The following is a 25,887-nucleotide window of genomic DNA, read 5'->3' as shown; positions in this document are numbered from 1 at the left end:
TCTGAACTGTGGAAACGGCCAGCCACACCGCGAAGCCCTCGGTGGCGCCGTACGCCGTTGCACCTGCTGCGGGCTTGGCTGGACGGTGCCCGATCCGACCGCCGGCCCGGCCCGGTACGACCTGGACTACTTCACCGGCGGCGGCTACGAGGACTACTTCCGCAGCACACCTCGACGGTTCGAGGCGGGGCGGCGGTTGCGGTGGCTGTCGACGGTGGTGCCTCCCTCGGTGTTGGTGGAGGCGGGCTGCGCGGGCGGCTACTTCCTGGAAGCAGCCCAACGTGCCGGTTTCACGGTGACCGGAGTGGAGGTGTCGCAGGTGGCGGCGAAGTTCGCCGTCGAACAGCTGCGGGTGCCGGTACGACAGGGCTACTTCGAGCAGGTCGCAGCAACGCTACAGGCCGACGTCGTCTGCGCGTTCCACGTGTTGGAGCACGTCGACGATCCACGAACGTTCCTGCACGCCGCACGGAACGTGCTGACGCCCGGCGGATGGCTGGCCCTCGAAGTACCGAACATCGCCTCCGCCGCCGCCACCCGTCTCGGACAGCAATGGCCCGCCCTGCAACCGGCGTACCACCGCTGGCACTTCACCCCGACCTCGCTGACCCGGCTGCTGGCCAACGAGGGATTCGAGGTCGTGCGGCAGGACACCACGGTCTTCCGGTTCTACATGCCGATCGGATACCGCATGCGACACGCCCGACGGTTGCTTCCGTCCGACTGGATCGATCTGCGCTCGCCATGCCTGACCCATCGGCGGCGGGGAGACCTCCTGCGGGTGATCGCCCGCAAACCGCGAGATGTATGGAGCGGCTGATGAAGCTCAGCAACGATGATCTGACCACCTGCCGCCTGTGCGGACGCGACGGCCGGCCCGACCCGGCGCTGGATGGAATGCTGCGCCGCTGCACCGAGTGCGGATTCCTCTGGACCGCGGACATCGCGGTACCACCGCACGAACTGTATGACGAAGCCTATTACCTGACCGACGGTTACCAGGATTACTTCGCTGCCAGCGGCCAGCGACGGTTCGAGGCGGGGCGGCGGTTGCGGTGGCTGTCGACGGTGGTGCCTCCCTCGGTGTTGGTGGAGGCGGGCTGCGCGGGCGGCTACTTCCTGGAAGCAGCCCAACGTGCCGGTTTCACGGTGACCGGAGTGGAGGTGTCGCAGGTGGCGGCGAAGTTCGCCGTCGAACAGCTGCGGGTGCCGGTACGACAGGGCTACTTCGAGCAGGTCGCAGCAACGCTACAGGCCGACGTCGTCTGCGCGTTCCACGTGTTGGAGCACGTCGACGATCCACGAACGTTCCTGCACGCCGCACGGAACGTGCTGACGCCCGGCGGATGGCTGGCCCTCGAAGTACCGAACATCGCCTCCGCCGCCGCCACCCGTCTCGGACAGCAGTGGCCGGCGGTGGCACCCCAATATCACCGATGGCACTTCACCCCCGACACGCTCAGCCGGCTGCTGTGCCAGACCGGCTTCAAGGTCGTCTCGCACGACACGGTCTTCTCCCGCTTCTACTGGCAGCCGATGTCACGTCTGCGCCGGGCCCGCGACCTTCTCGTCGCCGACGTCGCCGCCAGTCGGTCGCCCCGGATGCGCCATCCACTCCTCGGCGACCTGCTCCGCGTCTTCGCCCGCCGCGAGCTAACGGCGGTGAACCGATGAGCGCCAAGCCGCGGGGAGGCGCGCTCGGGCCGCCGTCCCTGTCCATCCTGCTGACGAGTTGGAACACCCGGGAGCAGACCCGGCAATGCCTGGAGACACTGGCGGCCACCGTGCCACCCGATCTCGACTACGAGGTGGTGGCCGTGGACAACGCCTCCCGCGACGGCTCGGCGGAACTGCTCGCCCGGTGGCCCCGGGTCCACCTCATCCGCAACACCCGCAACGTCGGCTTCGCGCCCGCCGTCAACCAGGCGTACCGGCAGGCTCGCGGCGAACTGATTCTGCTGCTCAACAGTGACGTGGCGTTTCATCCTGGCGCGCTCTCCACAATGCTGTCGTTCCTGAACGAGCACCCCGAAGCGGCCGGGGTGAGCCCGCTCTACCGCAACCCCGACGGCACCTTCCAACAGCACTACGTGCAGCAGCCGAGGTTCCTGGCGTCCCTGGCGCTGGTCACCGCGCTACGCCGAGTCCCAGGTTTCCGTCGGGCGCTGCACACCTTCGAGATGCGTGGCCAGGACTTCAGCCGCCCACGCCTGCTGGCCTCGGGTAGCTGCATGCTGCTGCGCCGCGCCGTGCTGGCGCCGGACCACATCTTCGACGAGCGGTTTCCGGTCTACTGGAACGACGCCATCCTGGCCCGGCAACTGGAGCGGGCCGGCCAGCAGTTGTGGATGATCCCGGATGCCGTGGTGACCCACGTTCGGGGCGCCTCCTGCCGGCTGCTTGGACCCTCCATCCGCTTTCGTCACCTCCTCGGCAGCCTGGTGACCTACCTGAGGATGACCCAGCCTCGGCACCGGGTCGCGCTGTTCCGGCTGGTCGTCCTGGCCGACCATGCGGCGAAGCGCAGCTGCGGGCGTACCGCCCAGCTCACCCTCGCCGACCTGCGAGCCGCTCTTAGAGGTGATGTCGGCCCACTGCCGGACGGTGACATCCGGGACTGGCTGATCGTGTTCACCCGGACACCGTCCTCCCCCGAGGCCGATCGAGCGGTGATCGCCGAAACGCTGCTCGGCGACCCGGAACAACGCCTGCTGCTCGTGGACCCGCCAACGCCACGTCCACGTTGGCGCAGCCGGGTAACCCGCATCGACGACAGAGCATGGCACCTCGCCCCGCCAGCCCCGCTGCCCTTCGGCGCTCACCTACGGACCATCGACACGGCAAACCGTCGGTTCGCCGCCGCCGCCGTACGCCGCTGGCTCGACCGTCAGGCCGGAGCCCGGCTGCTCCGGCTCGACGACGCCGGCGCCCGGACCGTGCTCGGCCGGATCGGTGAGGACGAGGTGCTCGCGACGACGCGCCCGGTGCCGGTCAGACAGCGGGTCGGCCATGACTGACCTGAGCGACCGGGAATCCCCGACGCGGGCTTCCCGCACCGTAAGCGGCAGCGCCACCTGGGTGATCTTCTTCAGCGCCACCCCCTGGCACGGCGGCGCGCACCGCCAGCACGCAATGGCACGGCAGCTCGCCACCACCTACCGGGTGGTCTTCGTCGATCCGCCTGGGCTCCGAATCCGGACGGGCAGCTCCGTCCGCCGAGTCGAACACAACATCTGGCACGCCGAGCTACCCACCGCGGTTCCCCTCGGCCGGCACCTGCCGGCGGCCAACGCGATCAACCGACGAGTGACCGTGGCCGTGTTACGGCGCTGGCTACGCCGTGACCCGGCGAGCGTGAGCCTGGTCTGGCTGGACGAGGACCTGGCCGCCGCCTGCGCCAGCCGGATCGACACCGCCGCGGTCGTCTACGACGCGACCGACCTCGACTGGACCTTCACCCGCCGCTGGAACCGGCGCCACCTGCGTCGGAACCTCGGTCGGGCGGTGGCCGCCGCCGACCTGGTGCTGGCGTCGTCGGCCGCACTGCCGGCGCGGATGCCGGCCAGCCGACAGACACCTGTGGTGCTGCCCAACGCCTGCGACCCGGCACACTTCACCCCGCAAGGCCCGACCGTTCCCCGACCGGTCGAGCCGGGTCGGCCGCTGATCGGCTACTCCGGCACCATCGACACCCGGGCCTTCGACGGCGAGTTGGTCGCCGCGGTGGCACGCAACCGGCCCGACTGGACGTTCCTGCTGATCGGACCGAGCACGCGCGCCGGCCGGAAGCCCCTCGCGGGCCTCACCAACGTGCTGGTCACGGGTCCCGTCCCCTACGCCGAACTACCCGCGACACTGCGCGTCTGCGATGTGACCATGATCCCGTACCGCCTCGGCGGTCTGGTGGACTACGTGCACCCGAAGAAGTGCTACGAGTACCTGGCGCTCGGCAAACCGGTGGTCGCGACGCCGTTGCCGGCGCTGACCGGGTTGACCGGCGTGCTCCGTCTCGCGGCTCGTGCCGAGGACTTCGCCGCCGCGATCGCCGCGACGCTGACCGAGACGACCGACCCGGAGCAGGTCGCCCTCCGCAGGGCTGTGGCGACGGCGAACAGTTGGACCGTCCGGGGCGAGCAACTGCATCAACTGCTCGCGGGACTGCTCCGATGACCCGGCTCGCGGTCGGCATCGGCGTGGCGGCGGTGAGTGCCACGCTCGGAGCCGCCGTGTCGCTGGCCACCATGCTGCCGGGGGTGCTGGCGCTGGCGGGCACGGGTGCGCTGGTGGGCCTCGCCGTCTTCCTGCTCTGGCCGTGGGCCGTGCTCCCGGTCGGCATCGTCGGTGGTGCGGTGGCCGGCGGTCTGGTCGGCGGAGGCGACGTCCGCACCTATGTGGCCGCGCACCTGCTGTTGCTGGCCGTCGGCGGGGTCGCGCTGCTGATCCGGTACGCCCTCGGCATCTCGGCCGGACGGCGGCGGACCTCGGCCGACACCGGAATGACGCTGCTGGTCGGGCTGACCCTCGCCGCCGCCTGTTACGGCCTCGCGGTCGGGAACCTACCCACCGAGGTCGTCGTCGCCGCATACCAGATCGCCATCCTCCCGCTGTACTTCTTCCTCGCCACGCACACACTCACCACCGACCGCCGGCTGGCCGCCGCCGGGCTGCTCTACGTCGGCGTGGTGGCCGCGCTGGCCGCCATCTCAATGACCGTCCCTGGCCGTCACGGCGGCCTACTCACACTGCTCGCGGTCCCGATGCTGATCTGGTTCGCCGGTCACCACCAGGGCTGGCGCCGGCTCGCCGCGGTGCTGCTCGCCGGGCTCTTCGCCATCGACGTGGTGCTCGCCTCGTACCGGGGCATCTGGCTCGCAGCCGGGGTCACTCTGCTGACCATGCTGATCTTCGGCAGGCGGGCGGTGCGGACCGGACTGGCTGCCACCGCCACCGTCGGACTGGTCGTCGCCGCCCTGCTCGCGCTCCAGCCCGGCGTACGGGAACGCGCGCAGGAAATCGCGATCGGGCTTCGACAGTCCGCCGGCTATCGCGCGTCGGAGTCGTCGGTCGGTCTGGACGTCTTCGCCGACCGACCGGTCCTGGGAGCGGGACTCGGGCAGTCGACCACCGATGTCTACCTGGCCGACTTCGCCCTCACCGACGTCGGGCCGGTCTACCACGCCTTCTACGTGACGCTGCTGGCGAACGTCGGACTGGTGGGCCTCGCCCTGGTGCTCTGGCCGGTACTGCGTGGGATCCGGGCCGGGCTTGCCGACCCGGCCGGGCCGGCCCTCCCGTTCGCGGCTCTGTGCTGCGGGTTCCTCGGTGCCGCGGTGTTCGCGGCCCCGAGCGACGGACACTGGGAACTCGGATTGCTGCCCGCGCTGGCGTTGTTGACCGCCCGTCCTCCCGGACAGGTGCGACAGCCTCCACCCGTCCGACCACGGCTGCCCGTGCGCGTTCCGGAGGCGGTGCGCTGATGGTCGAACCCGACGCGACCGCGATCGTCGTCACCTACAACTCTCGGGGACACATCCTCGCCGCGCTCACCGCGCTACGGCAGGCCCGCCTGCCGGTACGACTGGTCGACAACGGCTCGACCGACGGCACCGTGGAGATGGTGCGGGCTCACTTTCCTGAGGTGACCGTGCTGGTCGGGCAGGGCAACGTCGGTTTCGCCGCCGCCGTCAACCGGGGCGCGCGTGGGGTAGGTAGCAACGTCCTGCTGATGGTCAATCCCGACTGCGTGGTTCCGCCCGAGACCACCCGGGCACTCGTCGAGACTGTGCTCGACCGACCGGAGATCGGCATCGCCGGGCCACGACTGCTTGACGCCGACGGCCGGGTGGCGGTCAGCGCCCACCCCTTCGAAACACTGACCACGGTGGTGGCCAGCCGGTTCGGGGGGGTACTGGTGCCGGTGCCGGTACGTCGCTGGCTGGCTGGACGGCACCGCCGACAGGCGTACGACGTGTGCCTGCGCGGTGCTCTCCCGGCCCCGGTCGACTGGGTCTCCGGCGCGTGCCTCGCCGTCCGCACCAGTCTGTTCACCGCCGTCGGCGGGCTGGACGAGGCGTACTTCATGTACTACGAGGACGAGGAGTTGTGTCTTCAGGCCCGCTGTCACGGCGCCGACGTGGTGTATCTCCCGCAGGTGACGGCGGTCCACAGCGGCGGAGCGAGCAGTAGTGACCCGGCCTGGGTCTGGCCCCACCTCTACCGCAGCATGTTCGTCTTCTTCGGCCGCCACCGGCCCCGGTCCCGACGGGCGGTCCGGGTCGTCGTCCTGCTCCGGGCGGTGCTGGGGGTCGCTCTGGCCACCGTACGACTGTCGCTGCAACCGCGTGCCGGCATCGCGCGGATGCGTGCCTGGACCCGAGTGGGTCGCATCGCGATCACCCGAATCCACGTTTGAGGAATCACTCATGCATGTCTTGATCACGGCGGTGGGGGCTCGTACCGAGCACTGGACCGACCTGCTCAACTCGCTCTGCGAACGACCCGACGTCCGACTCACCGTGCTCGCCTCCGACGTGTCGCCAGCCACGCGTCGCGAGTTCGACCGGCTCGGGCAGCGGCATACCAACTTCCACTCGCGGGTGCTACCGCACCGCCTGGGTGAGGCCAGAACAGGCCACATGGCCTCCGTGATGGTGCGGTTCGCCGAACGAGGTGGCCCGCCGCTGTCGCCTCCACCGGACGTGGTGCACATCATCGGTGAGGCCGCGTACCTGTCGACCTGGCAGGTGCTGCGGACGCGTCGTCGGCACTGGCCGGCAGTGCCGACGACGCTGTACGCGGCGCAGAACGTGGTGACCCGCTTCCCCATGCCGTTTCCCCTGCTTGAGAGATACGCGTACCGCGAGGTCGACATGATCCTGCCGATCACGCCAGCGGCACGGCAGGTGCTGCGGGTCAAGGGCTACCGGGGCGCGACGACAAACATTCCCCTCGGCGTCGACACCACGACCTTCCGACCGCGAGCCGAGGCCGCCGATGTTCGGCCCTTCACCGTCGGTTTCGTGGGCCGCTTCGAGCCGCACAAGGGCGTGCTCGACCTGCTGCGCGCGGCTGAACTCGCCGACTGCGACGTGCTGCTGGTGGGCGACGGCAGCCTGACCGCCGACATCGAACGGGCCGCCCGGCGTCGCCCCGGACGCATCCGGCGGCACCACTGGACGGGCCACGCCGAGCTACCCGAACTGCTCACGCAGATGAGTGTGCTGGCGCTGCCCGCACTGGAAATCGTGCAGCGAAACGTGTTGCCGTGGGTCGGCATCCCGCTGCGCGAGCAGTTCGGCCGGGTGCTGATCGAGGCCATGGCCTGCGGCGTTCCGGTGGTCGGCAGTGATGTCGGTGAGATCCCGTACGTCATCGGGAACGCCGGGCTGGTCTTTCCCGCCGGCGACCCGGCCGCGCTCGCCGAACGGCTCAGCATGCTGCGCGCCTACCCGGAAACCACCCGCGACCTTGCCGCCGCCGGGCTGCACCGGGCGACGAACGAGTTCGCCTGGGATCGGATCGCCGGCCGGCTCGTTCAGATCTGGCGACAGCTGCACGAGACGAGCATGTCAGTACCCATCCCGGCACGAGCCGGTCAGCAGGTCCGCGACAACGCGGGTCGGAAGGTGGTCGCATGATGCGTACCGTCGACTTCTTCGAGCTGGTAGACACAGCCTGGCGCAGGATCGGACTTCCGCTGTTCGGTCTACTCGCCGGGCTGGCCGCCGCCCAAGCGGTGACACCGATGCTGCCGCAACGGTACGAAGCACACGCCTCGGTCCTGGTCGTGGCCAGCCCGCCCGAGGGTGACCGGCCCGCAGAGATGAGCCTCGCTCTCGCGCAGAACCTCGCGCCCACCGTCGCCAAGTTGATCGGCTCGCGGGAGGTGTCCGTCGCGGCGGCACGGGACCTGGGACTGCCCGAGCAGGCGGTCATCGGCAGCGTCAGCGGGACCTTCGAGCCCGGTTTGCAGATCGTCACGGTCAGGGCCGAGGCGACCGCCGCCGGCCGGGCCGCCGCGATGGCGAACGCCGTGAGCCAGAACCTCGGCGGCCAGTTGGAGCGCTTGGAACTGGGCGGCGACGCGGTAGTCACCACCCGAGTGGTCGACAGAGCCAGTCCACCGTCTCGACCCGCCTCTCCCAAACCGCTGATGAACAGCGCACTCGGAGCGCTCGTCGGACTGCTCGCCGGCTGGGGCGCGTCGGTACTCCGTGACCGGTTCGACCGTCGGCTGCGGGACGTCGGCCAGATGGAACTGCGTCTGGGTCTGCCGGTCCTCGGTGTCCTTCCGCAACTGCCGAGGCGTTTCGCCCGCCACCACGCCGCCGCGCTGCTGGCCCGCCGCGACGTCACAGTGTCCACCAGGGCCACCGTCTCCTCGCTGAGTGTGCTCACCAATTCGGCGAAGCGACGCCTGCTGGTCACAAGTGCCAACGACGACGACGGCTCGGCTCTGGTAACCGCTCTTCTGGGCCTTTCGATGGCAGCCGATCAACGTCGGGTCACGATAGTCGAGGGCGCGGTGCGGGACCCCGTGCTCGCCGGACACTTCCCGGACGCCTCGTTCACCTGGCAGCAGGTCCAGGCAGGCCAGCAGTCCCCCGCTCGCCTGCCCGACCTTCCCACGCTGTCGGTACTACCGAGCGAGCCACGCGACGGCCTGACCACCGAGCACGTGCGGGATCTCAGCGAGGTGCTCGACATGCTGGCCGACACCGAGGACTGTGTCATCGTGCACGCGCCGCCGGTGCTGGCCGGCTGGGACACCGCCGCACTGGCCGGGCATGTGGATGGGGTACTGCTCGTGGTGGCGGCGGGAGACACGCGGTTGACCGAGGCCACGCGGGCGGCACGTTTGTTGCGACGGTTGGACCTCCCACTGGTCGGCATCGTCGCCCTTGGGGCGATCGATCGGGCCACTGAACCCGCTGCCGACAACATGAGCGCACTGCACACCACTCCGGGCGCGACGACCCCGTACAGACAGCGGCGGTCTGCGGATCGCGAGCCACGCTCCCACCAGCGCCGAGAGGCCGCGCCAGGCGGACAGCACCGGACGATCGACTCGACGGCGGCGGCGGCGGCGGACAACCGCACCGCGACAGCAGCCGCAGGCCCTGCCCCGACTCCCGCGCCGAGCGGCGACACGACAGTCCCGGTCGACCACCTTCCGCCGCTGCCGCCACGGCAGCCGCACCACCGGGAGAACGCCTCGGCGCGATGGCGTGTCGCGGGAACGGTTTCCCCGATCGACGACGGGGTCGCTTGGTCCACCCCGCTGATCGCCGGTGGCCGAGAGGCGGCCGGATCGGCGCTGGGCCGCCCCCTGGCGGCCCGAACCGAGAGGTCCGGTCGCACCTACCGGACAGGTGCCGGACCGCAGCCAGTTGAGCCCGTGCCGGACCAGCACACCCGAAACGGCAGCGTCACCCCACACATCTCCAACGAGGCCCTCACCGACCTCGACGACCACCACGCGTCGACCGGCCGCTACCGCTGGCCAATCAACTGAACCGACATACCACGTCAAAGGAGTAGCCGATGAGCGAGACACTCACTCCCCTGCCGCCCACCCTCAGTGATCCCCGTGCCATGTACTGCGACCTGCTGAAGAAGGCACTCACCCGATACGTCTTCCAGGAGACGTGGATGCCCTACCAGCCGCGACCAGCCTCCCTGCACGGCCGGTTGTACAACCGGTACAAGCATGTGCTGCAACACCGTGGGCTGGAACTCGTCCTGAAGTTCCCGTTCGACCCGGACGCGCGCGCGAACGGCCGGGACTGGCCCCCGGAGGCGGACACGATGATTGGTCTGCGTCGTCTCGACAACCTGGAGCTATGCCTTCGCGACGTGCTCAGACGAGACGTACCGGGCGACCTGATCGAGACCGGGGTCTGGCGGGGCGGCGCGGTGATCTTCATGCGGGGCATGCTGCAGGCCTACGGCGAGCCGAACCGGTCGGTCTGGGTGGCGGACTCGTTCCGCGGCCTGCCCAAGCCCGAACCGCATCGGACCGAGGACGTCGAGGATGCGCTCTGGGCCCAACCCTTTCTCGCCGTCTCGCTCGACCAGGTCAAGAACAACTTCCGCCGGTACGGGCTTCTGGACGACCGGGTCCACTTCCTGCCCGGGTGGTTCGACGACACACTGCCCACCGCACCGGTCGATCGGCTGTCCCTCATCCGACTCGACGGCGACCTCTACGACTCGACCATGGTGGCGCTGCGCAGCCTCTATCCGAAGTTGTCCGTGGGCGGTTATGTGATCGTGGATGACTACCATGCGGTGCGCGGCTGCAAACAGGCGGTCGACGATTTCCGCGCCGAGTTCGGGATCACCGACGAGCTTCACCAGGTCGACTGGACCTGCCGGTACTGGCAGCGGACAACCTGAATCCTCACTCCGGTATCGACGCGGCCGGGCGCTGGGGCGAACTCACGGCAGCAGGATGATGTGCAGGGTGCGAGGGCCGTGGACGCCTTCGACGCGGTTGAGTTCGATGTCGCTGGTGGCGGACGGGCCGCTGATCCAGGTCAGGGGTCGGTGCGGGGTGAGCCGGGTGAGGGCCTGGGGCACGCCGGCGACCACCTGTGCGGTGCGGATCACGCAGATGTGCAGGTCCGGCAGCAGGCTCAGCACACGGCGTCCCTGGTCGGGCGAGCCGTCGAGGATGACGGTGCCGGTGTCGGCGATGGCGACGGCGGCGGCGGTGATCACGCCGTCGGCGGCGGCGATCGCGGCGTTGTCGAGGTTGTCGTCGGCCTCGGCGGTCACGGTCGCCGGTAGCCAGGCCGGCGGCAGCCCCGGAGGCACGACGACGCTCGCGGCGGTCGGCAGGATGCCGGCGATGGTGTCGGCGACGGCCGGTTCGGCGACCTGGTGCACGTGGGCGCGGTAGTCGGTGAGCCGGTCGACCAGCCGGTCGAGGTCGACCGGGCCGTCGCGTCGGTAGTCGCGTGCCACCTCGACCGGTGCCGGAGCGGGGTCGAGGGCGGCGCGGAGCCGGGCGAGGATGGTCTCCCGGGCGGTCACCGCTGCGCCCACCACTGCCGGAAGGTCTGCGCCGGCACCTCGGGCAGGTCACGGCTGGCGGTCCAGCCGGACAGCGACGGTGGCAGGCCCCGCCCACGCCGGCCGGTCAGCCGGCTCAGCCGGGTCGCGCGCTGCGCCGCCGCGAACAGTGCCGGGTGGTCCATGGCGTACGCGGCGGCGGCCATCACGGTCGACTCACCACGCGAATGCGGCGCCTGGTCGCGCAGGTGCACCAACAACTCCGGAATGTTGATCTTCACGGGGCAGGCGTCGTAACAGGCCCCGCAGAGCGATGACGCGTACGGCAGCGACGCGTTATCGGCCACCCCCGTCAACTGCGGCGACAGCACCGCACCGATCGGACCCGGATACACCGACCCGTACGCGTGTCCACCCGTGCGCTCGTACACCGGGCACACGTTCAGACACGCCGAGCAGCGGATACAGTGCAACGCCTGCCGGCCCACCTCGTCGGCGAGCACCGCGCTGCGACCGTTGTCCAGCAGCACCAGATGAAACGCCTGCGGCCCGTCGCCCGGGGTGACACCGGTCCACATCGACGTGTACGGGTTCATCCGCTCCCCGGTCGAGGCCCGGGGCAGCAGTTGCAGAAACACCTCCAGGTCCCGCCAGGTCGGCACCACCTTCTCCACACCCATCACCGTGATCAGGGTGCGCGGCAGGGTCAGACACATCCGTCCGTTGCCCTCGGACTCCACCACCGCCAGGGTGCCGGTCTCCGCCACCGCGAAGTTCGCCCCGGACACCGCCACCGGCGTGGACAGGAACGTCTGCCGCAGAAACCGACGCGCCGCCGCCGCGAGGACCGCCGGCTCGTCGGTCAACCCCGGATCCACCCCCGGCATCGCCCGCAGGAAGATGTCCCGGATCTCGGCCCGGTTACGGTGGATCGCCGGCACCAGAATGTGACTCGGCCGATCCTCACCCAACTGCACGATCAGCTCGGCCAGGTCAGTCTCCACCGGCGCGATCCCGGCCGCTTCAAGCGCCTCGTTGAGACCGATCTCCTGCGTCACCATCGACTTGACCTTGATCACCCGGTCACTGCCGGTGCCCCGTACCAGGTCGACGATGATGCGATTGGCGTCGTTGGCGTCGGCGGCCCAGTGCACCACTCCCCCGGCCGCGCTCACCCGATCCTCCAACTGCTCCAGCAGCTCCGGCAGCCGGGCCAGCACATCGGCCTTGATCGCGCTACCGGCCGCGCGCAACTGCTCCCAGTCCGGCACCTCGGCGATCACACCAGCTGACTTCGCCCGGATCGTCGCCGTGGCATGCCCGAGATTGCGGCGCAACTGCGCATCGCTCAGCGCCCGTCGGGCAGCGTCCGGAAAGGCTTCCGCGCCACGCAGCTGCCCCACGCCCGGCGGAGCGGTCACCGGCATGCCGAGAAACGTCCGCCTCACGACCCCACCACCAAACCGCCCCGCTCGTCCGCGACGACGTCGGACTCGGTCGAGGCCAGGATCTCGGCCAGATGCACCGTCCGCACCCCGGCCTCCAACCGGGACAACCCACCGCCGATGTGCATCAGGCACGACGCGTCCCCTGCCGTGCAGACCTCCGCACCCGTGGACACCACATGCCGCACCTTGTCCACCAACATCGCATTCGATGTGTCCGCGTTCTTCACCGCGAACGTCCCCCCGAAGCCGCAACACTGCTCCGCCGCCGGCAGCTCCACCAGATCAAGCCCCCGCACCGCACGCAACAGCCGCACCGGCCGATCGGCCACCCGCAGCATCCGCAACGAGTGACAGGTCGGGTGATACGTGACCCGGTGCGGAAAGAACGCCCCCACATCGGTCACCCCCAACACATCCACCAGCAGCTCGGACAACTCGTACGTCCTTACCGCCACCGACTCGGCTCGCGACGCCAACCGTTCGTCACCGGCCCGCCGCGCCACCATCGCGTGCTGATGCCGCACCGACCCGACACACGACCCCGACGGCGCCACGATCACGTCATACGGATCGAAGGTCCGCACATGCCTACGCACCAACGGCACCGCCTGTGCCTGGTAGCCGGTGTTGACGTGCATCTGCCCACAACACGTCTGCCCCGACGGAAACACCACCTCATGACCCAACCGCTCCAGCAGTCGCACCGTCGCCTTCGCCGCCTCCGGAAACAGGGTGTCCGCCAGACACGTCACGAACAAAGCGATCCGCACACCACACCTCCACCCGCCGCTCGGCTGCCCGCACCGCCACGGACCCCACCCCCCGGGTCGTAGCGCACGATCCACTGAGTCTGCCGCACCGGCCGCCGCAACGCAGCATGGTCACCACCGACCACACCGGTGGTCCGGGCATGCACCAGCGGTGTCTGGTCGCGAATACCGCCGAGGCGAGGCGCTCCGGATCGCGGGCCAGCCCGAACGCGTTCTCGGTGACTGCTGCCCGCTGCTCATCACCGAAGTCGTCGAGCACCTGGTCTGCGCCGGGTTTCCCATCCTCAGGCCGGGCCGTGCCGGGCTCTTCGTCGGCGTAGTCGTCCTCGTACTCCGGCAACCAATGCTGGACCTGCCCAACGCCGCAACGGCACCGCCGGATGGCGCGGGCCGGATCGAGCGGTTCCGGGTACACCTCTGGCCCGGCTGGAGGCGGCGAAGGCCGAGCCGGGTGCTCAGCCCCCGCTCGGCTTCACTCCGGTGTTACACCAGCAGACTCTCCCGCATCCGCGCGCCCAGGTTGATGCCGCCGACCACCTGAGGGCCCGTTGGATCGTGGACGTCGAGGGTGTTGTTGCGGCGCATCGCCTCGCGGACCGGAGGCGGCAGCCGGGGCGGATCGTCGATGGCGGCGAGAACCTGCCCGGCGGTCGAGATCAGTCGATCGGCCAGGGCTGCGCCATCGCTGTCCACCCGCACCTGGCCGTACTCCCAGCCGATGACGGTGAGATCGAGCACCTCGAACACGCGGGCCAGGAGAAGGACCGGGTCGGTCACTTGGCCGAGCCGGGGCGCACGGCTGCCGACCACTGCGACGGCGGCGCTCACCTGCACGTACGGATGAAGCCCGCCCGGCAGCGCGAACAGTGGCCACCGCAGCGCCGGCCCAGCCTCCCGCCACAGCGGCCGGTAGCTCCGGCGGTCCACCAAGAGCCGCCGGCCCGTGCGTCGGTGCACGTCGTGGGCTTGGGCCTGCAGGTCCGCGTGGGCCTCGTCGGCGAACGCGGTCACCATCCAGGCCGCCGCCACCAGGCCGTCGTCGTCGTCCAGCATCCGGGTGATCGCTTCGACCTGCTCCGAAAACCGGACCGGCGAGCCGACACCGTATCGGTGCCAGACATCCCGCAGCAGTGCCTGCTGCCGCGCTGGATCCAGCTGAACCCGCTTGCCACCCAGCAACTGCCGGAGCCAACGCATCTTGCCTCGTTTCAGCCGCTGGACCCCAGCAATGCTAGTGCGTCGGAGGTCCCTCGTACCGCGGGGGTGCTGAGGAGTCCCTGAACTTGCGAGCGATGGACAGACCTGCGGTCGGCACGAACAGGCAACCCCGTCAGCCGGCGCCCCGGGCGACCTCCCTGCCGACCCGACCCCGCGCACCTGCTGCCAGGCGGCGTCATCGACGTCACCCGGCTCGGCGCGTCCGCCCTGCCCGCCGCCGGCCCTGCCGAGCGACCCCGGACGGGCAAGTTCCACTACATACGCCGCCCGTAAGGAGCTCGTAAGGCCGCCCGAGCCGGTGGCCGGGCTAGCATCCGATCATGCCCGGCATCCGTACCGCCCCCGCCGTCGCCGCCCTCACCGCGGCCGTCCTCGCCCTGACCGCCTGCGGTGGCACAGAGCCACCCACCGACTCGACGAGCACGACTGCCGGGCCGAGCGCGGCGGCCCAGCCGACACCGTCCGGTCCCGCCGCGCCGACGGCGAGCAGCGGGGCGGAAGCGACGGTCCCGCAGGCGCTCTCGTTCAGTGCCCGGACGATCGACGGTGAGAACTTCGCGGGTAGCAGCCTCGTCGGCAAGCCGGCGGTGTTGTGGTTCTGGGCGGCCTGGTGTAGCCGGTGCCGCGGCGTGGCCGACGAGGTCGCCGCGGTACAGCGGGACAACGCAGGCCGGGTCAACGTGATCGGCGTGGCCGGGCTCGGCAGCGGCGACGAGGCGATGAGACGGTTCGCGAAGCAGACCGGAATCGAGCGCTTCCCGAACCTGGCCGACGACGACGGTCAGGTGTGGCGCCGCTTCGAGGTGACCAGCCAGGAGCAGTATGTGCTGCTCGACTCCGCCGGCACTGTCGTGCACTCGGGACCACTGTCGCAGCAGGACCTGCGCAAGCGGGTCACCGGTCTGAGCTGACCATGACAGACACTCCGTACGGCCTCGCCGTCGGCGCCGGGCTGTTGGCCGCGGTCAACCCCTGTGGCTTCGCGCTGCTACCGGCGTACCTGTCGATGCTGGTGCTGGGTGACGAGCCCTCAGCCGAACGGGACGTGCTTGCGTCCGTCGCTCGGGCGGTCGCGTTGACCGGTGCCATGACGCTCGGTTTCGTCGCGGTGTTCGGCGCGTTCGGGCTGCTCGCCGCCCCTGCGGCGGACGCGGTCGCCCGTCACCTGCCCTGGGTGTCGATCCTCATCGGGCTCGCCCTGGTGGCTGCCGGCGGCTGGCTACTGGCGGGGCGCCAGTTGCCCACCTTCACGCCGAAACTGGCCACCGGGCCGGAGGTCCGCCGGCGCTTCGGCTCGATGGTGCTGTTCGGTGCGGCCTACGCGATCGCGTCGCTCGGATGCACCATCGGCCCGTTCCTCGCCGTCGTGGTCGCCGCTTTCCGCGCCGGATCCGCCCCGTCCGGCGTCGCCCTGTTCGTGGCGTACGCCTTCGGTATGGGGCTTGCGGTGGGGGCAGCCGCGCTGGCCGTCGCGCTGGCCCGTGAGTCGCTGGTGCGCCGCGCCCGCCGGGCCTACTCGCTGCTCGGGCGGATCGCCGGGCTGCTGCTGGTGGTCACCGGCGGGTACGTGGCCTGGTACGGCTGGTACGAGGTGCGGACCTTCTCCGGTCGCGGTGCTGTGGACGACCCGATCATCGAAGCGGCGGGCACCGTCCAGACAGCGGTCAGCACTTGGCTGGCAGAGCTGGGTCCGTGGACGGTCGCGGTGGCGGTGCTGGCGCTGCTCGCCCTGGCCGCAGGAGTCACCCTGCGGCACCGGCATCGGCTACCTGCCCGCCGGGCCGTCGCACGCCCGGCGGGGCCTGACCGTTCGTCGGACGAGCGGGCATGAGTACGAGTCTGCTGCACCCGCAGGCACCGTGACGTCACGCGCGGCCTGACCGGTCGGTGGGGTCATGGATGCGGTGGGCTTCCCCCTGAGATGTGGACACCCTGCAGGTCAAGGAGTACGGCACCAGCAAGATGGCCGAGGGCGGCTCCGTCTGGAAGCGTCACTGGCGGCACCGCCGATGGCTCGGCTGGGAGGTGTTGCGTTCTGGATCACATCGGCCGATCGGGTGGCCGGCGGCGATGATCGGCTATTCCCATGGGCGACGGACACCCTACGACGTCTAGGAAGGAGGCATGACCAACGAGCGGACCGTTCCCCTGCTGCCATGCGCATCCGTTGACGACATCGAAACCTTCTACGGAGTCCTCGGTTTCCGCACCACGTACAAGCAACACAAGCCGAACCCGTGTGTGGGGGTGCAGCGGGAAGACCTGCACCTACAGTTCTTCGAAATCGCCGGGTTCGACCCGGAGCAGTCCTACGGCTCCTGTCTCGTCCTCACCGCGGACATCGAAGGAATGCACTCAGCGTTTGCCGCAGGCATGCGTGCCGCGTACGGCAAGGTCCTGGTGTCCGGTACGCCGCGGATGACCCGGCCTCGGGCGCGGAAGAACGCCGACGGGTTGGGCGGGTTCAGCGTCATCGACCCGGGCGGCAACTGGATCCGCGTCTTCCGGGACGCCCCCACCGCGCCCATGCCGGCCACCACTCCTGCCGGGCGGCTGGCCAAGGCCCTGGCCAATGCTGTCGTGCAGGCCGATTCCAGAGGAAACGCCGGACAGGCCGTCCGGATTCTCGACAGCGCATTGGCCCGCCCACAAGCCGACGACGACCCCGTCGAGCAGGTAGAGGTCCTGGTCTACCGCGCCGAACTCGCGATGGTGCTGCACGATGCCAAGACCGCGGCCGACATGCTGGCCCGCGCCCAGTCCGTCACGCTCACGGAAGACGAATCCGAAAGAGCGGCACCCGCGTTCGACAACGCCGCCGACCTCGCGGCAGCACTACGGTGACTCACCAGACGAACGCCCTCCCTCGCCTCGGCTACGACAGGACGCCAGCTTGATCCAATGCTTCACGGGTCGCGCGTGGGCGACTCAGGGCTCGCTCATCCGGCCCGAAGGCGGCGCGGGAGCCGGCGTCGAAGCGGATCTCGCCGTCGACCTCCGCCCGCAGGTCGGCGGCGAGCGCCGCCAGGTCGACATCGTGGGCCGGTTCGGGTGGCCGCAGGACCGGTGCGGGCAACGCCTCGGTCATGGTCGCAACTCGTTGATCTTGTCCCGGGCCACGGTGGCCAGCGTCGCCATCTTTTTCGGCTGGCCGCGCAGGAACGCCTCGGTGAAATATTTCGCCTGGTCGTACTTGACCTTGCCCGGCATCGGTGGCTCGTTCGGGTTGACGTCGCAGTCCACCAGTGCCGGACCGGGATACGCCAATGCCTCCCGGACGGCCCCCGGCACGGACTTCGCGTCGGTCACCTTGATGCCGAACGCGCCGCAGCCACGCGCCCAGGCGGAGAAGTCCGCCTCCGGCTGCCGGTGCCGCACCGCGTACTCCGGATAGCCGAGGATGATCTGCTCCCAGAGTATCTGCCCGTACGAGTTGTTGTTGTTGATCACCACCTTGATCGGCAACTCGTGCCGGACCGCGGTGAGGAACTCGGCCATCAACATGGCGAACCCGCCGTCACCGACGTAGGCGATCACCTGCCGGCCGGGATAGGCGTGCTGCATGGCGATGGCGTAGGGCAGCCCCGGGGCCATCGTCGCCAGGTTGCCGGACAGGTAGAACTCGCGGCCGCCGCGGATCGTCCAATGGCGGGCCGACCAGGTGGCGATGGTTCCGGAGTCGCAGGTGAGGATGGCGTCGTCGGCGGCGGCGGAGTCGACGCAGCCGATCAGGTACTGCGGCGCGATCGGCGACCGGTGCGGGTCCACCAGGCTGGTCATGTCGGAACGCCAGGCGGCCATCTCGCGCTGGCGCTTCTCCAGGAACGAGCGGTCCGGACGATGGTCGAGCATCGGCAGCAGATCCCGCAGCGCCAACCGGGCATCCGCGCAGACCGGCGCCTCGACCGGCAACCGCATCCCGAGCAGGCTCGGATCGACGTCGATCTGCACCACCTTCGCCTGCCCCGGGGAGGGCAGGTACTTCCCGTACGGGAAGGAGGTGCCCACCATCAGCAGCGTGTCGCACTCCTCCATGAGCTTCTCGCTCGGCGCGGTACCGAGCAGGCCGAGCCCGCCCGTGGTCAGCGGATGGTCGTCGGGCACCACCGACTTGCCCGGCAGCGTCTTCACGATCGGGCTGGCCAGGGCCTCGGCCACCGCGAGCACCTCGTCACGGGCACCGCGGGCGCCGACCCCGACCAGCATGGCCACCTTCCGGCCGGCCCTGAGCACCTCGGCCGCCTTGGCCAACTCCCGCGGATCCGGTGGCAACTGCGGCCGGCACACCACCGCGGCGCTCATCGGCGGCTTGCCGGGGCTGACATGCCGGTACGGGTCCTGGACGGCGGGCGCGACCTGCACGTCGTTGGGGAAGGTCAGGTGCGCCACCGTCCGCCTGCTCAACGCGGTGCGGATCGCCAGGTCCACCACCGCCGGCATCTGCTGCGGGTTGGTGACCATCAGGTTGTACGTGGCCACGTCCTGGTACAGCTGGGTGGTGTGCACTTCCTGCTGGTAGTGCGAGCCCAGCACCGAGGTCTCCTGCATGCCGGTGATCGCCAGCACCGGCACGTGGTCGAGCTTGGCGTCGTAGAGCCCGTTGAGCAGGTGAATCGCTCCCGGCCCCGAGGTGGCCGCGCACACGCCGAGCCGGCCGGTGGCCTTGGCGTAACCGGTGGCCATGAAGGCTGCTGCCTCCTCGTGGTGCACCAGCACGAACCGCAGCTTCTCCCGCTGCCGGCGGAACCCTTCCATCAGACCGTTGATGCCGTCGCCGGGCAGGCCGAACACGGTGTCGACCCCCCACTCCACCAGCCGTCGGGCCAGGCTCTCGCCCACGATCTCCTGCATGTCGTCCTCCTCGTTCCGGGCCGCCCAGCCTCGTCCGGCGCCGCGCACCCGCGGGCCTACACACCACTTCGGGCATAACGGACGAATACGGACGGGGCCGCGTCTACCCTGCCATCGGGCCGGCAAACCGAAGCGGCCGGGTGAACTCGGGCCGCCGTCATCCGTGCTCTCTTCGGGGCAGCACCGAAAGCTGGCCCTGGCTTTCCAGCACGGCCAGGTGCGCCGCGCCGGACAAGTAGCTCGCGTCCGGGGCGCTGGGCAACCGTCCCACGATCGCCGATCAGCGCACTGACGCCGTTCATCCCGGCCGTGGCCCATCCCCGCTGGTGTCGCGGTGCCGCTGCCGGCGCCGACACCGGGCGGCCAGGCCGACGCCCGTGCGGATCGGGTGGTCACGGGGCTTGTCGAGCAGCAGGTGGGAACGACGCGTCGGCGACGAGCAGGCCGCCAGGCGGGTCCGTGCCTGAACGGTCTCAACCACCGCGCCTGGACCTGGCCCACAGGTAGCCCAGAAGCAGCCCGGCGGCCAGCGTGACCACGACGCGCGGGGTGATCGCCGAACGTAGCTTGCCGACCCCCGCCTTCGGATCCACCACGCTGCCGGCAACGTCGCCTGCCGTGCCCACCACCACGTCACCAAGCTTGCCGAGATTCACCTGCCACCACCTTCCGAACGCCGCCGGCTACCCGAACCGCCAGCCACGAAACGCCTCAGCGGTCCGGACCGGTAGGGATCGATCACGGCCGGCCTGCTCCCGCCGGCCACCGGCGGGTGGCCGCCGGGCGCAGCCAGGTCAGGTCAGTCCACGCGTCGGCCGCTGGCGGCGTACCAGCGCCGGCCGGGCATCGCCGTGACGCCGTGCACCAGAACGCTCAGGGCCACGACGAAGCTGCCGGCGACCCAGAGCAGCGGGTCCTCGGCGCCCTCATCCACGCTGAAGGTCAGGTAGAACAGCGCCGAGACGCCGATCGGGCCGAACCAGCCGAGGAAAACCAGTTCCCGCCAGCGCAACCCGAGCGGCGCCTTGAGCGCGAGCACCACCGGCAGCCGCCGCAGAAGCAGCACCGCGACGGCGAAGAGCGGCAACCGCCAGCCCAGGTCGATCCAGTCGCGCCAGGGTAGTTCGGCACCGAGCAGGAAGAACAGCGGCAGCACCAGGTAGCGGGTCAACGAGTCGTCGAGCGTCTGTTCGGCGATGCGCGGCTGATTGCCGATGATCCGGTTGTAGGCCAGCCCGGTGACGAAGGCGGCCAGGATGCCGTCAGTTTCGAATACCCGCGCGACCCCGAGTGCGGCGATGCCGAGCAGGACGGCGAAAATCACCAGCGAACCTCTGTCGAGAGTCTCCCGGCGGCTGGCCGCGCGTACGGCCCGACCGGCCAGCAACCCGAACAGGACGCCCACCACCACCGCCCCGACCACGCCCCACAACGCCGACGTCACCTGGTCAGTCCACGGCTTCGCCCCCACACCGGCCAGAGCGAGGACGACCAGGGGGAAGGCGAGACCGTCGTTTCCGCCGGACTCGCCGCTGATCACCTGTCGGAGCCGGTCGGGCAGCTGCCGCTCGGCCGGCCCCCCAGAGACGATGCCGGAGGCCAGGACCGGGTCGGTGGGAGTCAGGCAGCTGCCGAGCAGCGCCGCGAGGCTGAGCGGTAGGCCGAGCATCAGCCAGGACAGTCCGGTGCTGAGCAGCGCCATCCCGACCATGCCGGCGGAGAGCAGCACGAGCACCGGCCGCAGGACGGCCCGGTAGTCGGAAAGCGGGAAACGCAGGGCGACCGCCATCAGCGACACCGCCAGCAACGCCCGGCTCACCTCACGGATCAGCTCGGCGTCCAACTGATCGGCGACGTCGACAAGACCGAGCACCGGGCCCGCCAGCACCCCCAGGCACAGCGCCAGCAGCGGCTCGGACAGCACGGTCCGCCGGATGGCACTCGACCAGAAGGCGAGCAGGACACCGAGCCCCCCGACGAGGGCATAGGCGAGCAGGAGGGGCCTCATACCGACCTCGCGCGTACCCGAACCGACCGGCCACACACCGGCAGGCAGCTGATTCGCCGCCACGCCGAGCGCCGGACCGCGCGCCTGCGGCGGCTGACCCCGCACATCTGCCATGCGGCCGGCGTCGTCACCGGCTCCCGCCAGACTCCTACCTCAGACGCCGAAGGCCGTGGGAGCCTCCGCCCCACGCGGCTCGGCATCCGGGCTCGGCTTGCGTCCGATCGTCAGCCCGACGTTCTCGAAATGCGCCTCCACCGGCTCGGCGTACCGGCGGCCGTTGACCGGATCGTGGCGCATGAAGCCCGCCGGGGCGATCCGTACGCTAACCCGGTACGGCCCCTCATCGGGCACCGCCGCGTTCGTGCCGTATTGATGTAGGAACGGATGCCACAGAAACGGCAGCTCTGTGGCGAGAAGCGCCCGAGCGTGCGGGGTGGCGTAGGCCAGGAACACCCCAGCCGCGTCCAGTTGCCGAGCCAGACCAAACCCGTTCGGGCCGTCCTCATACGCCACCGCCACTGGCGCCGGCAACTGCCGCAGCCGGGGCCTCCCGCAATTGTCGGCACTACCGACGAGGCCCACCCTCGCCGGCAATCCACGTCAACTTGCGAGTGAGGCCCCGGCCCGGTCAACCGGCCTGCTCATCCCGCCTAGGCGAGGTCGAAGGACTCCCACGGGCCGACCGCCGCGCGGTTCGCGATCAGCGCCCCGACGCCGGCGTCCTCGGCGCAGACGTACATGCCGTTCGCATTGCTGCGGAAACTGACACTGCCGTCCGGGTTCGCCACCCGCGTGAACGTCTCCCAACCGCCGATCACGTCGCGGTCGGCCACCAGCGCCGCCGCGCCGGCCTGCTCCGCACAGACGTACTTACCGGTCTGGCTGGATCGGAGGGCCACGAGACCGCCACCGGCGTCGACGACGGTGAACTTCTCCGACGCCGACGTCAGCGAGGCGACCAACGGCGAGCCTCCGACGAAACGGCCGTTGGCCCGGGACCTGAGGCCGACGGCGGCGGGCGGGGTCGGAGCGACGCCGACCACCGGTGCCGTCGGTCGTGCGGCGGTCAACGCGATCGCGCCCTTGAGCATCCGACCACCGTCACCGCTGAGCCGCAGGTAGTAGTCCGCCGAGCACCTGGTGCCGTCCTCGTCCAACGGCAGGAACTTCGAGCCGACCGGGACGAAGTCCATGCTCTCGGCCGTCTTGGCGATCTGGTTGCCCTCGTTGTACTCGTCGAACATCGAGATGTAGATCGCCGGTGCGCCGGCCCTGATCACGTTGTAGAACTGCCGCCACATGAAGTCGCCGTGGGCGCGCTGGCGCTCCTGGAGATCACCGGGCAGCACACACGGCTGGTAGTCGATGCCGTGCGCCACGCAGTCCTGCACGTCGGCCACCGTGACGTTCGTGTAGAACCAGTCCGACGCGGCCGCGTCGCCGATCCGGCCCACCATCCACGGCGAGATCATGTCGTACGCGTGGTAGACGTCGGAGAAACCGGGCCGCGAGTCGCTGTCGCCCTTGCGCCAGTGCGTCGGCGTACCACCCATGACGTACACGCCCTGCGCCTTGAACCAGTTGATGACGTCCAGGCAGACCGGAGCGCTCCACGGGTGGTTGGTGTCGTTGAAGCCGAACCCCCAGATGCCGACGACGGGCTTGCCGTTCTGCTTCGCGTACGCCGGGGAGGCCGTGTACGCCTTCATCTTGCTCGTCCAGTCGTCCTTGATCTGCTGCTGCATGTCCGTCCAGCCGCTGACGTCGTACATGATGTAGAACTTGCGCCCGAACTCTTCGGCCGCGTTGCGGACCTTGATCGTGACGGCGTCGCGGATCGGGCCTTCCCCGCCGACCGGGTTGAAGCGCTGCAGCGCGGCGGTGTCCAGCCCGTTCTCCTGCATCCAGCGGAAGTGGGTGTCCACGGTCTGCTGATCGTAGGACGAGAACAAAGACGCGGGTTGCCCGTTACCCAGGTTCTGGTAGCCGGTCTTGTACACCCGGTCGTAGTCGCGCACGTCCGGCCACGACTTGAGCGCCTCGTTGACCGGCGAGGGGATTTTCTGCCAGTCCTGGCCGTAGTGCCACCAGCCCGACAGCGGGCTCCCGTCGCCAGCGCCGGTGAACCAGCCCTGGTAGCCGACGGTGACTTTGCCGACAACATCTCCCGGCGGGCTGACAGCAGCAGCGGCGGGACCGGCCGCGAGGGCGTCGAAGGAGACCCCTGCGACGGTGGCCGTAGCGCCAGCCATCGCGGAGCCGAGCAGGGTGCGGCGGGACAGTTTCATCAAGGTGGCAACTTTCCTCAGGGGCTGTTCGCCCGGATCGCAGAGATGGGGATGATCCGGACTGGATGAGGTTAGTAAGCCGGTTTGTCATCATCAAGCTGAGCGGTCGAACTTCAAGGAAGCTTAAGAATGCGAGCCGCACCGGCGTGGAGGTCCGGCGGGATCCACTTGTGCGACCCGTCGCTGTACTCGGCGCGTAGCTCGCGCTGCCGCGTGCGGCAGGGCCAGGGCGCATCACAGCCCGCATCCGCCGCAGCTCCAGATCGGCAGCACCGGACCGTGCGTGGTCATGCGCGGCCTCCGAGCAGCGCCCCCCGCGCCCCCGCCCCCGCGGGGCCGTCGACTCGCTGCACGAAGCGCTGCCAAACAGTCGACGGGTGAGCCTCGCCGGCTGCGGCCACCTGCCGTGGGTCGAGAACCCGCACGACTTCCGACAGGCGGTAACCACCTTCCTGACGCAACAGGCACACGCCATTGCGTGTTCGACGGACAACCGCTTGAGCTGGGGCTGTCGGGGTGATTGGCCTCTGTGGAGGAGCACAGGGCGGGTAGCCCAGTCTCGTCTTTTCTCATCGATGCGCTTGCCGACATCGGGACCACCGGACGGGGTCACGACAACGACGGCTGATCGGCGACTTCGGATCGGTAACACATCGACGAACGTCTGTCTGTTTGTCGACAGCGGCGATCCAACGGTGTCCAACCTGGTCCAGGATGGCCGCACAACCAGTCGTCCAAGGACCGAAATTGACCGGGGCAATCCCCGGCATCTCACACAACCCGGGAAGAGGGATGGTCGATGAGAGCAAGAACAGTCGGTGGTCGGCGCCTAACGTACCCCATCCTGGCCCTGGCCCTGGCCCTGCCGCTGCTGACCGTCGGCCAGCCGGCGCAGGCGGCTCCGCAGGCCGACGGTGACAGCATCCGTCAGGTGGGCACGGCCGTCAGCGCCGAGGCGTGGGCGGCCGGCAGGCAGCGGCACGGCGCGCAGGTGACTGCCGACGCGGCGATCGAGGCGTACTGGACGCCCGAGCGGATGCGCAACGCCAGGCCCGTCGAGGAGTCTCCCTCGTACAAGGCGGCGGCACGGCGTTTCACCCAGAGTGGAGGGACCTCGTCTGCCGCACCGACCAGCCGGTCCAGGCCGGTGGATGTGCCTCCGGTGGCGGGCCTGATGGGCACATCGGGCATGTCCACACAGGCCATCAACCCGAACCTAGGCTCCAACCACCCGACCGCCCGGTCCAACGGCAAGGTCTTCTTCAACATGGACGGCGGATCGTGGGTCTGCTCCGGCGCGGTCATCAACTCGGTCGGCTTCAACACCGTGTGGACGGCTGGCCACTGCATCCACGGCGGCCCCGGCAGCAGTCTCGCCACCAACTGGTCGTTCGTCCCGGCGTACGACGACGACCTGGCCAACCCTCGGCCGCACGGCACCTGGACGGCCCGCGAGCTGTGGACCTGGAGCAGTTGGATCGACAACTCCAACTGGGAGGCCGACATGGCCGTGGCCATCATGAACACCCGCAACGGCGTCCACATCGTGAACCAGTTCGGGGGCCACGGCTTCCGTACGCACCAGGGCTTCACGGTCGGCATCAACAACTTCGGCTACCCGAGCGGCGCGCCGTTCGATGGCGGAAACCTGATGAGGTGCAGCGGCAACTCGACCCAGTCCGGGGCGCGGATCCGCATCAACTGCGACCTGACCGCAGGCGCCAGCGGCGGGCCATGGTTGATCAACTGGGATGGGAACTGGGGCTACCTCAACGGGGTCAACAGCACGCTCAACTCGTACGCGGCACCGACCTTGTGGTGGTCACCCTATTTCGACGACACCGCGTCGGAGTTGTACAACTTCACCGCCACTCACTGACCGATGTCCGGTGGAAGACATGTCGGGGATCGCATTGATCTCCGTGTTTGACCTGGGTGTGGTCCGTTAAACCGGACGTTGATCCTGTCCGCAAAGGACCACGTCACGGCAGACAAGGAAAACGTTTCTCCACTTCCGCAGCCGTCGGTTGCGGAAGTGGAGTTCGCGCAGCAGTTGGTGCAGCGGGCCACGGATGCAAGCCCTCCTGGCCGGTGGCGCGTGCCCCACCTACAAACCCGCCTCCCCACCAGACGAAAACCCCGCGCCAACCACGATCACGACAAAGCACTACTAGTTCCAACGCCGTTCAGTTAGGGCGGCGGCTGGTTGGTCAAGGGTCGCTGGTGATGACGTCGATGCTGGTGGTGGCTTTGTAGGTGCGGCGATCGATGTTGGGTCCGCGGGCCTG

The 25,887-nt window shown here is 69.7% G+C and carries 23 protein-coding genes; 13 read left to right on the top strand and 10 right to left on the bottom strand.

What is annotated here, in order from left to right; all coding sequences use genetic code 11:
• Nucleotides 1-85: 85 nt before the first annotated feature.
• Genes AC2CHE_RS06040 through AC2CHE_RS06000 form a run of 9 tightly spaced genes read left to right on the top strand, consistent with a single transcriptional unit; the run spans nt 86 to nt 10,398 of the window.
• Nucleotides 86-820, top strand: coding sequence for a class I SAM-dependent methyltransferase (locus AC2CHE_RS06040; RefSeq protein ID WP_484503896.1), 735 nt, complete (start codon nt 86-88; stop codon nt 818-820).
• Complete coding sequence (locus AC2CHE_RS06035) at nt 820-1,674, top strand: class I SAM-dependent methyltransferase (RefSeq protein WP_484503895.1); 855 nt, start codon at nt 820-822, stop codon at nt 1,672-1,674. Before AC2CHE_RS06040 ends, AC2CHE_RS06035 begins: the two co-directional genes overlap by 1 nt.
• Entirely contained in the window at nt 1,671-3,017 is a 1,347-nt protein-coding gene (locus tag AC2CHE_RS06030) for a glycosyltransferase family 2 protein (RefSeq protein WP_484503894.1), read from the top strand. The genes AC2CHE_RS06035 and AC2CHE_RS06030 overlap by 4 nt, the downstream gene beginning before the upstream one ends.
• Entirely contained in the window at nt 3,010-4,170 is a 1,161-nt protein-coding gene (locus AC2CHE_RS06025; RefSeq protein ID WP_484503893.1) for a glycosyltransferase, read from the top strand. The genes AC2CHE_RS06030 and AC2CHE_RS06025 overlap by 8 nt, the downstream gene beginning before the upstream one ends.
• Nucleotides 4,167-5,477 carry an O-antigen ligase family protein gene (locus tag AC2CHE_RS06020; RefSeq protein WP_484503892.1) on the top strand — a complete coding sequence of 437 codons (1,311 nt, stop codon included), beginning with the start codon at nt 4,167-4,169 and terminating at the stop codon, nt 5,475-5,477. Before AC2CHE_RS06025 ends, AC2CHE_RS06020 begins: the two co-directional genes overlap by 4 nt.
• Nucleotides 5,477-6,412 carry a glycosyltransferase family 2 protein gene (locus AC2CHE_RS06015; RefSeq protein WP_484503891.1) on the top strand — a complete coding sequence of 312 codons (936 nt, stop codon included), beginning with the start codon at nt 5,477-5,479 and terminating at the stop codon, nt 6,410-6,412. The genes AC2CHE_RS06020 and AC2CHE_RS06015 overlap by 1 nt, the downstream gene beginning before the upstream one ends.
• A gap of 10 nt (nt 6,413-6,422) precedes the next feature.
• Entirely contained in the window at nt 6,423-7,637 is a 1,215-nt protein-coding gene (locus AC2CHE_RS06010) for a glycosyltransferase family 4 protein (RefSeq protein ID WP_484503890.1), read from the top strand.
• Entirely contained in the window at nt 7,634-9,514 is a 1,881-nt protein-coding gene (locus tag AC2CHE_RS06005; RefSeq protein ID WP_484503889.1) for a hypothetical protein, read from the top strand. The genes AC2CHE_RS06010 and AC2CHE_RS06005 overlap by 4 nt, the downstream gene beginning before the upstream one ends.
• A 29-nt stretch (nt 9,515-9,543) precedes the next feature.
• Entirely contained in the window at nt 9,544-10,398 is an 855-nt protein-coding gene (locus tag AC2CHE_RS06000; protein ID WP_484503888.1) for a TylF/MycF/NovP-related O-methyltransferase, read from the top strand.
• Nucleotides 10,399-10,440: 42 nt separating this feature from the next.
• Here the strand turns inward: AC2CHE_RS06000 and AC2CHE_RS05995 are convergent, their stop codons facing one another.
• The 4 genes from AC2CHE_RS05995 to AC2CHE_RS05980 form a co-directional block, all read right to left on the bottom strand.
• The gene (locus tag AC2CHE_RS05995; RefSeq protein ID WP_484503887.1) at nt 10,441-11,037 is read right to left on the bottom strand and encodes a LutC/YkgG family protein; all 597 of its coding nucleotides are present in this window, start codon (nt 11,035-11,037) and stop codon (nt 10,441-10,443) included.
• Nucleotides 11,034-12,443 carry a lactate utilization protein B gene (locus AC2CHE_RS05990; protein ID WP_484503974.1) on the bottom strand — a complete coding sequence of 470 codons (1,410 nt, stop codon included), beginning with the start codon at nt 12,441-12,443 and terminating at the stop codon, nt 11,034-11,036. The genes AC2CHE_RS05995 and AC2CHE_RS05990 overlap by 4 nt, the downstream gene beginning before the upstream one ends.
• Nucleotides 12,444-12,460: 17 nt before the next feature.
• The gene (locus AC2CHE_RS05985; protein ID WP_484503886.1) at nt 12,461-13,234 is read right to left on the bottom strand and encodes a (Fe-S)-binding protein; all 774 of its coding nucleotides are present in this window, start codon (nt 13,232-13,234) and stop codon (nt 12,461-12,463) included.
• Nucleotides 13,235-13,717: 483 nt separating this feature from the next.
• Nucleotides 13,718-14,431: a hypothetical protein gene (locus AC2CHE_RS05980; protein ID WP_484503885.1), complete on the bottom strand. Its 714-nt coding sequence runs from the start codon at nt 14,429-14,431 to the stop codon at nt 13,718-13,720.
• A 341-nt stretch (nt 14,432-14,772) separates the two neighbouring features.
• On the opposite strand from AC2CHE_RS05980, the gene AC2CHE_RS05975 reads away from it, so the two are divergent.
• The 3 genes from AC2CHE_RS05975 (at nt 14,773) to AC2CHE_RS05965 (ending at nt 17,296) form a co-directional block, all read left to right on the top strand.
• Nucleotides 14,773-15,363 (top strand): redoxin domain-containing protein, encoded by a 591-nt coding sequence (locus tag AC2CHE_RS05975; RefSeq protein WP_484503884.1) that lies wholly within the window; start codon nt 14,773-14,775, stop codon nt 15,361-15,363.
• A gap of 2 nt (nt 15,364-15,365) precedes the next feature.
• On the top strand, nt 15,366-16,283 hold the full coding sequence (locus AC2CHE_RS05970; protein WP_484503883.1) for a cytochrome c biogenesis CcdA family protein: 918 nt from the start codon (nt 15,366-15,368) through the stop codon (nt 16,281-16,283).
• Between the two features lie 293 nt (nt 16,284-16,576).
• On the top strand, nt 16,577-17,296 hold the full coding sequence (locus AC2CHE_RS05965) for a VOC family protein (protein ID WP_484503882.1): 720 nt from the start codon (nt 16,577-16,579) through the stop codon (nt 17,294-17,296).
• Nucleotides 17,297-17,327: 31 nt separating this feature from the next.
• Here AC2CHE_RS05965 and AC2CHE_RS05960 read toward each other — a convergent pair whose 3' ends face one another.
• The 6 genes from AC2CHE_RS05960 to AC2CHE_RS05935 all read right to left on the bottom strand — a co-directional run bounded on the left by AC2CHE_RS05960 (nt 17,328) and on the right by AC2CHE_RS05935 (nt 23,599).
• Nucleotides 17,328-17,540, bottom strand: coding sequence for a hypothetical protein (locus tag AC2CHE_RS05960; RefSeq protein WP_484503978.1), 213 nt, complete (start codon nt 17,538-17,540; stop codon nt 17,328-17,330).
• Nucleotides 17,537-19,303, bottom strand: coding sequence for a thiamine pyrophosphate-dependent enzyme (locus AC2CHE_RS05955; RefSeq protein ID WP_484503881.1), 1,767 nt, complete (start codon nt 19,301-19,303; stop codon nt 17,537-17,539). The genes AC2CHE_RS05960 and AC2CHE_RS05955 overlap by 4 nt, the downstream gene beginning before the upstream one ends.
• Before the next feature lie 473 nt (nt 19,304-19,776).
• Nucleotides 19,777-19,959 (bottom strand): hypothetical protein, encoded by a 183-nt coding sequence (locus tag AC2CHE_RS05950; RefSeq protein ID WP_484503880.1) that lies wholly within the window; start codon nt 19,957-19,959, stop codon nt 19,777-19,779.
• 143 nt (nt 19,960-20,102) lie between these two features.
• Entirely contained in the window at nt 20,103-21,311 is a 1,209-nt protein-coding gene (locus tag AC2CHE_RS05945; protein ID WP_484503879.1) for a cation:proton antiporter, read from the bottom strand.
• 153 nt (nt 21,312-21,464) lie between these two features.
• On the bottom strand, nt 21,465-21,824 hold the full coding sequence (locus AC2CHE_RS05940; protein ID WP_484503878.1) for a hypothetical protein: 360 nt from the start codon (nt 21,822-21,824) through the stop codon (nt 21,465-21,467).
• 137 nt (nt 21,825-21,961) lie between these two features.
• Nucleotides 21,962-23,599: a lectin gene (locus tag AC2CHE_RS05935; RefSeq protein WP_484503877.1), complete on the bottom strand. Its 1,638-nt coding sequence runs from the start codon at nt 23,597-23,599 to the stop codon at nt 21,962-21,964.
• Nucleotides 23,600-24,398: 799 nt separating this feature from the next.
• Between AC2CHE_RS05935 and AC2CHE_RS05930 the strand changes: the two genes are divergently transcribed.
• Nucleotides 24,399-25,478 (top strand): trypsin-like serine peptidase, encoded by a 1,080-nt coding sequence (locus AC2CHE_RS05930; protein WP_484503876.1) that lies wholly within the window; start codon nt 24,399-24,401, stop codon nt 25,476-25,478.
• The last annotated feature ends 409 nt before the right edge of the window (nt 25,479-25,887 follow it).

The organism is Micromonospora sp. ATLC16 (assembly GCF_057196645.1).
Note: the sequence above shows the minus strand (reverse complement) of the source record. Positions and strands in the feature narration are given on the sequence as shown.